The organism is Microbacterium sp. (assembly GCF_047606385.1).
Lineage (GTDB): Bacteria > Actinomycetota > Actinomycetes > Actinomycetales > Microbacteriaceae > Microbacterium.
This window is the reverse complement of the sequence record NZ_JASGEL010000020.1, coordinates 49,261-61,254: the sequence shown is the minus strand read 5'-3', so window position 1 is coordinate 61,254 and position 11,994 is coordinate 49,261. Positions and strand designations below refer to the sequence as shown.

9 protein-coding genes are annotated in these 11,994 nt (G+C 71.4%); 1 reads left to right on the top strand and 8 read right to left on the bottom strand.

Annotated features, from left to right (window positions below; translation table 11 throughout):
• From QM626_RS02175 to QM626_RS02150, 6 genes are all read right to left on the bottom strand, one after another.
• The coding region (locus QM626_RS02175) for an HtaA domain-containing protein (RefSeq protein WP_415073504.1) at positions 1-1,498 on the bottom strand (1,498 nt) is incomplete at its 3' end.
• A 128-nt stretch (positions 1,499-1,626) separates the two neighbouring features.
• Positions 1,627-2,415, bottom strand: coding sequence for a heme ABC transporter ATP-binding protein (locus tag QM626_RS02170; protein ID WP_415073502.1), 789 nt, complete (start codon positions 2,413-2,415; stop codon positions 1,627-1,629).
• Positions 2,416-2,462: 47 nt separating this feature from the next.
• Positions 2,463-3,539, bottom strand: a complete 1,077-nt coding sequence (locus QM626_RS02165; protein ID WP_415073500.1) for a FecCD family ABC transporter permease — start codon at positions 3,537-3,539, stop codon at positions 2,463-2,465.
• Positions 3,536-4,636 carry a heme/hemin ABC transporter substrate-binding protein gene (locus tag QM626_RS02160; RefSeq protein WP_415073498.1) on the bottom strand — a complete coding sequence of 367 codons (1,101 nt, stop codon included), beginning with the start codon at positions 4,634-4,636 and terminating at the stop codon, positions 3,536-3,538. Before QM626_RS02160 ends, QM626_RS02165 begins: the two co-directional genes overlap by 4 nt.
• Entirely contained in the window at positions 4,633-5,496 is an 864-nt protein-coding gene (locus tag QM626_RS02155) for an HtaA domain-containing protein (protein WP_415073496.1), read from the bottom strand. The genes QM626_RS02160 and QM626_RS02155 overlap by 4 nt, the downstream gene beginning before the upstream one ends.
• Positions 5,497-5,584: 88 nt before the next feature.
• On the bottom strand, positions 5,585-5,941 hold the full coding sequence (locus QM626_RS02150) for a sterol carrier family protein (protein ID WP_415073494.1): 357 nt from the start codon (positions 5,939-5,941) through the stop codon (positions 5,585-5,587).
• 162 nt (positions 5,942-6,103) lie between these two features.
• Here QM626_RS02150 and purD point away from each other — a divergent pair, with 162 nt between their 5' ends.
• The gene (gene purD / locus QM626_RS02145; RefSeq protein ID WP_415073492.1) at positions 6,104-7,384 is read left to right on the top strand and encodes a phosphoribosylamine--glycine ligase; all 1,281 of its coding nucleotides are present in this window, start codon (positions 6,104-6,106) and stop codon (positions 7,382-7,384) included.
• A gap of 45 nt (positions 7,385-7,429) precedes the next feature.
• Here the strand turns inward: purD and QM626_RS02140 are convergent, their stop codons facing one another.
• Positions 7,430-11,401, bottom strand: coding sequence for an HtaA domain-containing protein (locus QM626_RS02140; protein ID WP_415073490.1), 3,972 nt, complete (start codon positions 11,399-11,401; stop codon positions 7,430-7,432).
• 76 nt (positions 11,402-11,477) lie between these two features.
• A complete protein-coding gene (locus tag QM626_RS02135) occupies positions 11,478-11,948 on the bottom strand; it encodes a neocarzinostatin apoprotein domain-containing protein (protein ID WP_415073488.1) in 471 nt (156 codons plus the stop codon).
• Positions 11,949-11,994: the final 46 nt, after the last annotated feature.

Genomic DNA, 11,994 nt, shown 5'->3' with positions numbered 1-11,994 from the left:
GCGAGTGGTCGCCCGCCGCGAGCGCAGACGTCGTCAGGGTCGCCGTGCCGGACTCGACATCGGCCGTGCCCAGCGAGGTCGAGCCGTCGAAGAACTCGACCGAACCGGCCGCAACCGGCGACACGGTCGCGGTCAACGACACCTCGTCACCCTCCGTCGCCGACTCCGGCGACACCGAGAGCGTCGTCGTCGTCTCGGCCGCGACCGCGGCGAAGCTGAACTCGGCGTACGCCTCGTTCGCCGCGTCGACCGCGCCGCCGGCGCCCACCGTGTACACCGCGAACACGCCGCCGTCGAGCGCGACCGCATCCAACGCGGCCTGCGTCACCGTCACCGTCGTCGTGAACGACCCGTTCTCATCGAACGACACCGTCGCGTACGACGCCGAGCCCACGACCTGCGTCAGACTCGACACACCCCGACGATCCGTGTTGTTCACGCCGCCCGCGGACGGCGCCCACGAATCCGTCAGGATCGACCCGACCTGCAGATACACGGTCGATCCCGGGTAACCGGAACCGGTCACCGTCAACGTCGCGCCATCCGGGTCCAGCCCCGTCGACGGCGACACCGAGAGCACCGCGCCCGTCGTCTCGTCAGCCGTCACCACGTACGACACCGCCGACGACGTGGAGCCGATGTACGCCGACGAGTCGGCGGGGGTGAACACGGCCGTCAGCGAGTGGTCGCCCTCGGCGAGGGTGGACACCGATGCGGTGGCCGTGCCCGAGGACACCGCCGCGGTGCCGAGCGAGGTGGATCCGTCGAAGAACTCGACCGAGCCGGCCGCGGCGGGCGAGACCGTCGCGGCGAGCGTCACCGTGTCGCCCGCGACCGCGGTGTCCGCGGGAGCGACCGACAACGTCGTCGTGGTGGCCGTCGCCGGCACGGTGTAGGGCACCGAGAAGGTGAGGCTGTCGAGCTGCGTGCCGGCGCTGTAGAAGCCTGCGAAGGCCGGGGCGCCGTCAGCGGTCAGATACGCCGCGGCGTCCGTGTACGTCGCGGTCGAGCCCGAGATCGTCGGCGTGCTCAGCGTCAACGTCGCCAGGTCCACATCCGTGTAGGTGTTCACCGTGCCGTCGGACAGGCTCTTGGACACGACGTCCGCGTACAGGGTCGCGCTCGTGCTGCTGGTCAGCGTGATCTGGGGGTCGGAGATCGTCAGGTCGAGCGCCCCGGAGTGTCCGGTGAAGTGGATGCCGTCGCTGAACGACGCGGTGCCGGTGCCGGCATCCGCGTCCACCGTGCTGCTGCCGCCGCTCCAGGTGTACGGGTACGTGCTGGTCACTCCGCTGCCGGTCGACGTGATCGTCCCGCTGGCGATCGCGCCGGTCACGTATGTGACGAACGACTGCTTGATGCCCCATGTCAGCGTGGCGGTGCCGCCGGCGGCGCTGGCAGGCGCGGCGATGCCGACCACCGCCGCCGATGCGAACAGGGCGCCGGTGATGACACCGGCCAAGACACGCCAGAGCGACGCTTTCCTGGTTGACTGCACAGTCTTCTCCTGGATCTATTCGGGTAGATGCCGCAACGTTGAGGCGAAGATAGGTGAGGCTTACCAAAACCACCTTGGCTTAGCTTAGCCTCACCAATCCTCCGCGCAAGAACCGGCTGTAAGAATCGTTACGCGCTCGAGGCCTCGCCGCGGCGCGGCAGCACGACCGGACGCCCGGTGTCGGGATCCCGGAGCACCCGCACGGGCGTCTCGTACACCGCGGCGATGCGCTCCTCGGTGAGCACCTCGGCCGGCGAGCCGATCGCGGCGAGCCGCCCCCCGTGGATGATCGCGACCTCGTCGGCGTAGGCCGCGGCGAGCGAGAGGTCGTGCAGCACGACGACGATCGCGCGCCCCGCGGCGGCCAGCTCGCGCGCGATCCGCAGCACGTCTTCCTGATGCTTCAGGTCGAGGGCCGCGGTCGGCTCGTCGAGCATGACGATCGGGGTGTCCTGCGCGAGCACGCGGGCGAGCGAGGCGCGCGCCCGCTCGCCGCCGGACAGCGAGGAGAACGGGCGCTGCTGCAGATGCGTGACGTCCGTGCGGGCCATGGCCTCGCGGATGGCGGACTCGTCATCGCGGGAGCGGCCGATCCACGGCGCACGTCCCATCTCGACGACCTCGTACGTCGTGAACGAGAAGGACACCTGGTTGAACTGCAGCAGCACGGCGCGCCGGCGCGAGAGCTCCTTCGCGCCGTGCTCGGCGACCGGCCGGCCCTCGAGCAGCGCCTCGCCGGCGGTCGGCCGGGCGTCGCCGGTGAGCAGGCTCAGCAGCGTGGACTTTCCCGCGCCGTTGGGGCCGACAAGCGCCAGGACGCGCCCGTAGCGGACCTCGAGGTCGACGCCGTCGAGGATCACGGTGTCGTCGATGCGGTAGCCCACGCCGCGCAGCACATAGGCGGCCTGCCCGGTCATCGCGGCATCCCCGCCCCCCTCTTCGCGAGAGGGGTGGAAGGAGGAGGTCATGCCCAACCACCCGCCCTGCGCCGGCTGCGTCGGATGAGCCAGTAGAAGAAGGGACCGCCGATGAGCGAGGTGAGGATGCCGATGGGCAGGTCCGCCGACGGCACGACCGTGCGGGCGAGCAGGTCGGCGTAGACGAGGAGGGTGCCGCCGCCGAGGAACGATGCGATGATCAGCGGGCGGTTGGCCGGGCCCAGCAGCATCCGGATCAGGTGCGGCACGACGAGTCCGACGAACGAGATGATGCCGACGAACGCGACCGCGACCCCGGTCAGCAGCGCGACGATGACGATGGACGAGACGCGCAGCGCCTCGACGCGCACGCCGAGGTGCGAGGCGGTGCGCTCCCCCAGCGAGAGCAGGTCGTACTGGCGTGCGAAGCCGACCGAGCCGGATGTCGCGATCACGCCGACGATCACGACGACGAGTACCTCCTGCCAGCGCGACCCGTTCATCGAGCCGAGCTGCCAGAACACGATCTGCTCACGGGAGGCGCTGGTGCCCAGGAACATCAGCAGCGCGACGCCGGCGCCGGCGAAGGCGTTGACGGCGATGCCGGTGAGGATCAGCGTCACCGACTCGGTGCGCCCCTGCGACCGCGCCGTCGTGTAGACGAGCAGGGTGGCCAGCAGGCCCCCCGCGAACGCGAGCACGGCGGGGGTCCAGGAGCCGAACGCGGACAGCCCGAAGACGATGGATGCGGCCGCTCCGACGGCGGCGCCGGAGGACACTCCGACCACTCCGGGCTCGGCGAGCGGGTTGCCGAAGATCGCCTGCATCACCGCACCGGCGACGGCCAGCAGCGCGCCGACGAACAGGGACATGACGATGCGGGGGAACCGGATCTGCCACAGCGTCTGCTCGATGATGGAGTCGGTCGGAGCCCAGCCGTTCGGGATGCCGATCGCGCGCAGCAGCGAGCCGACGACCTCGGCCGGGCTGATCTCCAGCTGCCCGAGACCCGCGGACAGGAGCACGCCGACGATCAGCAGCACGCCGATCGAGGCGTAGACGGCGATGCGACGCGGCCGTGACGTACGAGGACGAGCGGCCGCGCTCGCCTGCGCAGCGCTCATGAGCCGGGCGCGTAGATCGCACGCGCCAGCGCATCCAGCACCGCCGCGGAGCGGGGGCCGAACGAGAGGATCTGGCCGTCGGCCATGTCGACGAAGCGCCGGTTCTGGCCGGCGGTCGTGATCGCGATCGCCGGCTTGTCCTGCAGCAGCCCGTCGACCCCGCCGACGGAGGCGAGGCCGTCCGTCATGACGAGGATCAGGTCGGGATCGGCCGCGACCATCGCCTCGTCGGTCATCGGCTTCATGCCGTCCCAGCCCATCTCGGTCGCGACGTCGATGCCGCCCAGGGCGTCGATGAGCTGGTCCGCGCCCGAGCCGGCGCCGAACAGGTAGTAGATGCCGGCGGAGCCACGGAGGTACAGGAAGACGATGCGCAGCCTGTCGCCCTCTTCGGCCGGGGCGATCGACGCGATGTCGGCGATCTCGGCATCCACCTGCGCGCTGATCAGGTCGGCCAGCGCCTCCCCCGCCGTGACGGCTCCGAACACGGCGCCGACGTCGCGGGCGAGCTGGGCGGCTCCGTCGAACGAGGCGGTGTTGGCGACCGTGACCACGGTGATGCCGACATCGCGCAGCTGCTCGATCACGTCGCGCGGACCGATGCTGCCGTCGGTGATGACCAGGGTCGGCTTCAGCGCGATGATCGCCTCGGCGTTCACGGTGTGCCCGTCGCTGGTGACCAGCGGCAGATCCTCGGTGCCCTCGAATGTCGTCGAGACGTCGCGGCCCACGAGGGTGTCGCCGAAGCCGAGACCCCAGACGGTCGCGGCGAGCGATCCCGCGAGGTCCATGGCGATGACACGGGAGGTGTCGGTGACGGTGACCTGCGTGTCACCGGCCTGGTCGTGCGAGGTGACGGTCGCCGGCAGCGTCTGCGTGCGGTCGGCGTCGACGACCTCGACCGCCGCGTCCGCCATCACGGCGGTCGACGGCCCCTGGTAGGACTTCGGGTCGCTCAGGATGTCGTCGAGCTGCGTGAGCGGGGTCGTGTCGACGGCGGCGCTCGTGTCCGCGGTCTGCGCGGCGGAGCCGGAGCATCCGGCGAGCACGAGGGCGATCGCGGATGCGGCGATCAGCGCGCCGAGCCGACGCCTCACTTCGCGTCGCCGCCGTCGCGCGGACCTCCGGCGCGCCCTCGGCGGCGCGCGACGAGGAACACGACCACGACCACCGCGGCGACGACGATCGCGGCGATGAGCACGGGTGCCAGCCAGACCCAGGCGGTGGCGGCGAGGTCGACGGTCATGTCGTCGTCGGCGAGCAGGGTCTCGGTCGCACTCGCGGTCGGCGTGGCGGTCTCCGCCGCCGCGCAGCTCAGCGCGATGGTGAAGGTGACCGGGTCGAAGGCAGTGCCGGCCTCGTAGTTGCCGAACGCCTCGAAGCCCTCGGCCGTGATCGCGGTCGGCACCGCGGTGCCGGAGATCGTGTCATCGCCGACCGTCAGCGGAGTCGAGGTGACGTCGAGGGACACGAACGGGGTCTGCACGTACGTCTGCACGTTGTCGGTGTTGCCCGCGAGGGCGTCGTCCATCGAGAGTCCGCTGATGTCGAGCAGAAGTTGCGCGGTGCCGTCGGCGGCGAGGACGAGGGTGGGGTTGGCGATGGTCGTGTCGAGCAGACCGTCGTGGCCGGTGAACTCGATGCCGCCGGAGAAGGAGATCTCGCCGGCACCCGTCGCAGGATCGTACGAGCCGTCGGTGGCCGGCCAGGAGAAGTCAGGGGTCGAGTACGTCGCGGGCGCGATCTCCGTCCAGGTGCCGTTGGCGATGGTGCCGGAGATATAGGCGCGGAACGACTCCTTGAAGCCCCAGGTGAGGTCGCCTCCGGCGACGGTGCATTCGCCGGCGGAGGTCTCGGCGGCGACGGACCCGGCCGCGGAGGCGGGTCCGGCGAGGAGCAGCGGGACGGCGATGGCGGCGACGGCCGAGACCGCGGTGATCGTGCTGAGTCGGCGCATAGCTGACGACCGATCCTTCGGGAAGATGACTCGGGAGCAGGTTAGGAATGCCTAACCAACATCCACAGTACCCGATGTGGGCGGCGCCTCACGGTCGCAGCGGAAGCAGCCCGTGGAGATCCGCGCGCGTGCCGGAGACGAGGATGCGGCCGGCGGCCACGGCATCCGCCCAGGTCTGGGCGCCCGTCGCCAACGCGATCCAGGTGATCGGATCGGTCTCGACGACGTTCGGCGGGGTGCCGCGCGTGTGGCGCGGCCCCTCGACGACCTGCACGGCGCCGAACGGCGGCACGCGCACCTCCACGGTGTGCCCGGGCGCCTTCTCCTCGAGCAGCTGCAGGAGATAGCGCACCGCGGTGGCGCGGTCCGAGCGGGAGGCACCGGCATCCGTCGCCGCGGCCAGCGCCGCGCGCCCGTCCTCGGTGGAGATGCTGCCGCGCGCCATGGCCCCAGGCTACGCGGGCGACCGCAGCGGGACCGCAGCGGGTATGTCCCACTTCGGCGCGGTATGAGGCGGCGATACCGCGCCGAAGTGGGACATCAACCGCGCCGAAGTGGGACATAGCGGGCGAGGGACGCCGCGAAGGGCGCCGATTAGGCTGAGCGGGTGAGAATCCTCGTCCTCGGCTCGGGCGCGCGCGAGCACGCCATCATCCTCGCCCTCCGCTCGGAGCAGACGCCGCACGAGATCTTCGCGGCTCCGGGCAACGCCGGGATCGCGCGCGATGCGACGACCCTCCCGCTGGATGCGAACGACCCGGTCGCGGTCGCCGACCACGTGGGCACGCATGCGATCGACCTCGTCGTCATCGGCCCCGAGGCGCCGCTGGTCGCCGGCGTCGCCGACGCGCTGCGCGAGCGCGGCATCCCGGTGTTCGGCCCCGGCAGGGCGGCGGCGCAGCTCGAGGGCTCGAAGGCGTTCGCGAAGCGGATCATGGATGCCGCCGGCGTCCCGACGGGGCGCGCGATCCATGCCCGCAGCACCGCCGAGGTGGAGACCGCCCTCGACGAGCTCGGCGCTCCGCACGTGGTCAAGGCCGACGGGCTGGCCGCCGGCAAGGGCGTCATCGTCACCTCCGATCGGGCCGCCGCCCTCGCCCACGCCGAGGAGTACCTGCCCGGCGGCTCGGTGCTGATCGAGGAGTTCCTGTCCGGTCCCGAGGTCTCGCTGTTCTTCCTCAGCGACGGCGACACGGTCCGCCCGCTCAGCCCGGCCCAGGACTACAAGCGTCTGCGCGACGGCGACGAGGGCCCGAACACCGGCGGCATGGGCGCCTATTCGCCGCTGCCGTGGCTCGACGGCCGGTTCGGCAGCGAGGAGGCCTTCGTCGACCTCGTGACCCGCACCGTCGCCGAACCGGTCATCCGGCAGCTGGATGCCGAGGGCACCCCCTTCATCGGCCTGCTGTACGCGGGCCTGATCATCACCGACGACGGTGTCAAGGTCATCGAGTTCAATGCGCGCTTCGGCGATCCCGAGACCCAGGTCGTCCTCCCCCGCCTGGTCGACCCGCTGTCCGGGCTTCTGCTCGCGGCGGCGGTCGGCACACTCGAGGACGTGCCGCGTCCCGCCTTCGCCGAGGCGACGGCGGTCACGGTCGTGCTGGCCAGCGAGGGGTACCCGCAGGCGCCGATCGCCGGGCGCGCGCTGTCGGGGCTGGACGCCGCGACCGCCGTCGACGGCGTCCACCTCGCGCACGCGGCGACCGCCGAACGCGATGGCGGGCTGGTCGCGACCGGCGGCCGGGTGCTGAATGTCGTCGCGCTCGGAACCACCTTCGGCGAGGCTCGGGACCGCGCCTACCGCGCCATCGGCGAGATCTCGCTGGCCGGCGGTCAGTACCGCGGCGACATCGCTGCGCGCGTCGCCGCGACCGAGGCGGGCTGAGGCGGGCCCCGAGCTCGTCGAGGAACCGCCTCAGCCGGGCCGGCGTCACACGGCCCGGCGACGCAGGCCGGCTCCGACGGCGGCTGCGCCGAGCAGCACCAGGACGCCGCCGGCCCAGACGGCCCCGGCTGGGAAGCCGCCGCCGGTGACCGCCAGGGCCCCGGGGTCGGTGATGGTGATCGGCGCCCAGCCGATCAGCGTGCCGTCGGCGGCATACACCGCGATGCGGTGCTCGCCGGTCACATCCGACGGCAACGTCACCGAGATCGTGCCCGCCGTGGACACCACGTGCGAGCCCAGGCTGACCGGATCCGAGAACAGATAGGCGTGCACGGTCTCGCCTTCGTGGTCACCGCCCACCGTCACGAGGATCGTGGCGCCCGCCGCAGCGCTCGAGGGCACCGACACCCCGCCCTGGTCGACGCCCGTCAGGTCGTCCTCCGACGCCGACCACGACGAGCCGGACCCCGTCCCGCCCGAACCCGAGTCGTCGGAACCCGAGTCCGAGTCGCCGTCGTCGCCCCCGGTCGAGGGCAGCTCGGCCACCGTGAGGGTCGCGGCGTCCGTCGTCGCCGTGCCGGCCGAGTTGGTGAACACGGCACGGTACTGCGTGCCGGATGCCGAGGCCGTCACCGCCGCCGCCGTGTACGAGGCGTCGGTCGCGCCCGCGATGTCCACCCAGTCGCCCGCATCCGCGAGCTTGGACTGCCACTGCACGGTCGGGACCGGGGTGCCGTCGGCCGACGCGGTGAACACCGCGTCCTCGCCCTCCGTCACCGACACCGAGACCGGCTGCGCGGTCACGGTGGGGGCGGTCGTCTCCGCCGCCGCATCCGTGAAGTCGACGGTGAACGAGGCGGGCGCCTTGTAGACGTCCAGCGTGCCGCCGGTGGAGTAGAAGTAGGCGGCCAGGCCCGTGCCCTGGTGGAAGTCGACGAAGCCCTGCGGCCACGCACCCCACCCCGATGACGTCTGGTCCTGCGCGGTCGTCCCGTCGGGCACCGTGACCTCCACGCCGGCGTAGTCGGGCGTCACCGAGATGCTGCCGGCCGTGTCGACGACCACGCCGGAGAACGTCGCGACCGTGACCTCGGACACCGGGTCCAGCGCCGCCTTGTCGGCATACGGGTCGGAGATGTCGCCCTCGTAGCCCGACAGATCGGCGGTCAGCGTGCCGACACCGTCGGCGTCCACCGTCAACACCAGGTTCGACAGGGTGAACGGCACCAGCCCGTCGTAGTAGTTGATGCTGAACGACACCGGCCAGCTGATCACCGCCGAGCCGTCCGGCTCGACCACCGCGGTGCCCTCGGTCAGCTCGACGGCCTGCGTCGCCGAGCCGCCCAGCGTCACGTGCTGACCGCGGGTGTCCCACGTCGCGATCTCTTCACCGCCCGAGCCGTCGCGCTGCCAGATCACGACGCCGTCGGTCTCGGCCGCATACGTCGCCTCGGTGCCGTCGGACATGCCCGCGGAGAAGTAGTGCGCGGTGCTGCCGTTCGGCGGCCGGTGCTGCGCGTCCGCGCTGACCGTCCAGTCGAACGCCACACCGTCGTAGGTCGTCGGCTCCTCGGGCGTGGTCGGCGAGGTCACGGTGAGCGTGGCCGGGTCGGAGTACGCGGTGCCCACATCGTTGGTCAGCACGGCACGGAACGCGACGCCGTCCCATTCCGCCGGCACGTCCGTCAGGTTCAGGTACCCGCCGTCGGAAGAGACGTTGTCCGATGCCGGGACGTCTGCCCATGAGCCGTCCAGGTCCCACTGCCACGTGACGGTCGGCTCGGGGTTGCCGGTGGGCATCACGAGCAGCTGGGTCGATCCGCCGGCGAGGACCGTCGTGTCCTGCGGCTGGGCCGCCACCTCGGGCGGGGTGAGCACGGTCAGGTCGGCCGTCGTGGTCGCGATCGACCCCGCGTCGTTGGTGAACACGGCGCGGAACTGCCGGCCGTTGTCGTCGGCGGTGACGTCGAGGGTCAGCGACGTGTCGGTCGCGCCGTCGATGTCGGCGAACGACGCCGAGCCCGCGGCCTTCGACTGCCACTGCACGGTCGGCGTCGGGTCGCCCTCGGCCGCCGCGGTGAAGGTGACCGTGCCGGTGCCGTCGGAGGAGTCGAGCACGACGCCCGCCGACGCGGGCTGCTCGGTGATGGTCGGCGATGCGCCGACCATCTCGACGCGCATCAGCGTGTGCGAGTAGGTGAACGTCGTGTAGCTCAGCGTGCTCGCGAGCACATAGGTGCCCCACGTCTCGCTCGCGCCGAGAACGAGGCTGATGTCGGGCACGTCGAGCGAGGCGAGGACGGTGCCGTCCCTCGACAGCTCGAACTGGTCTGCCAGCAGGTCACCCATCTGGAACGTGCCCGCGTCATCGTCGATGACGACGCCGCTGTTCGCCCCGGAGTCCTCCGGGTAGGCCGTGGCCTCGCCGACCACCGCCGCCTCGCCGGCCGCAAGGTCGAGCGGGTACGCGACAGTCGACGCCGTGCTACTGGGGTACGGGAACAGCCAGAGATGCTCCGTGCCCGCCCGCACATAGTAGGCGGACTCGGTGCCGGTGATCTCCTCGGTCTGCACGTCGCCGTCCTCGTCGACGATGAGGCGCAGCGCGCTCAACGCCTGCGACGCTCCCGATTCGCCGTAGCCGTAGACCGTCGGGCGCACCACGACGATCGATCCGTCCTCTGCTGCGAGGGCCTCGCCCCGGCCGAGCCAGCCGCTGTAGTCCCCCACGGTGTTCGCGCCGAACCAGGAGTCGTCGGTCGTGCCGGGCTGGCTGACCACGGTGCTCGAAGTCTCGGTCCATTCGCCGTCGACCCGCTGCCAGGTGACCACGCGGAACCGTTCCGACACGTCGGAGGACTGCAGCGACGACCCGGCCAGCAGCGCGACGAGACGGTCGTTGGCCGCGTCCCACACCATCCAGGCGAGGCCCACGCGGTATTCCCGGGAAGGGGTGCGCTGCCGCTGAGCGAGCTCCGCGGGGGTGGCGACCACCTCGGAGACCCACTCTCCCGCGTCGCGGTCCCACCGGCTCGCGACGATATTGCCGTCCACCCCGATCCCCGTCGTCGCGTTCTGGAGCGTGCCGAGCGACGCGGTGAAGACGGTGCCGGTCTCCGGGTCGAAGGTTCTCGTCCCCGCATCGGTGAGGATGCTCGCCGTGTTCGCGGGCGTGTAGGCGCCGGTCAGCGCCTCCAGCGTCTCGGCGTCGTAGGTGTAGATGGCGGAGGAGCTTTGGCTCGTGCCGTAGACGATGCCGTCGTCCTCGTCGACGTCCACCATCGTCACCGGCAGCGCGGTCGTCGCGCTCAGCGTGGTCTCGGCGGCGAGCTGGAGCTCCGGGGTGCCCGGCTCGGTCCAGGTCGGGTCGCCGAGGTCGGGCTTGCCGCCCTCCCCCTCGTAGGCGAACGACAGGTCGTCGAGCGGCTGCCCGGTCGCATAGAAGTTCGAGAAGACCTCCGCGAAATCCGCGGTCAGATAGCTGGATACCCCGCTCCAGCTCGTCACGCCGTCCGCGGTGGTCACCACGGCGTCGGTGATGTCGAGGGTCGCGACCGCGATCTCGCCCGCGTCGACCAGGGGCTCGGCGGGCTCGCTGAACGCGGCCGCCCGCGCCGACACGTCCGCGTACAGGGTCTGCTCGTCCTCGTCGATCTGCAGCCGTGGGTTGGACAGCACGATCTCCAACAGGTATTCGCCGGTGCTCGTGGCGTACTTCGTGAATCGCACCGACCCGGTGAGGCTCACGGCCGTTGTCGACGTGTCCTCGTCGTAGGCGGCGGTGTCGACCGGGAAGTGGAAGGTGCCGTCGTCGTTGCGGGTGACACCGTCGCTGAGCTCGATGCCGGCGTCGCCGATGTAGTTGCGGAACGACTGCTTGAAGCCCCAGTCGAGCCCCGCCGTGCCGGCGTCGTCGGCGCGAGCCGGTGCGGCGCCCGCGATGGACAGGGTGAGGAGCAGGGCGAGGACGGCGAGGACCGCCGTCCAGGCGCGGAGGGGCCGGGCGACCAGGGGCATGGGGAGACTCTCTCGGGTGAGGTGTGCGCAGGAACGGAAGAGCGGGCGGGGCGGGCTGCCGCCCCGCCCGCAGAGGTCAGAAGGTGAGCGGCTGGATGACGTAGGGGTAGGTGCCCGAGTGCTGCACGATCAGGATCGCGCAGCTGGTCGATCCCACGCTGGCGCAGGTGATCGTGCCGCTCGTGGTGTCGGTGTGCGGGTTCCACGAGGCGAACTCCTCCGACAGCGGGACGGTGACGGTGAACGTGCCCGCGGTGCTGGCGGTGACCTCGACCGTCGCGTCCTCGTCGCAGGCCGTCCCGAGCGTGCTCTGGTCGCACACGCCGACGAAGACCGTCGAACCAGCGGCGAATCCAGACCCCTCTACGACGGCTGAGTCACCATCGGCCACCGTGATCGTCGTGTTCGTGGTGTAGCCGAGGGTGGGCGAGACCGCGCTCACGGTGTACGTCGTCGCGGCCTGGGCGCTGAGCGGCATCGCCACCGCCAGGAAGGCCGCGGCGAGCACCGCCGCACCCCCGCGCCACATGTTCTTCTTGATCTTCATCACTTTCACCTCTCGGTAAAGTGGGGCGCAGCCGCGCGGCTGTACC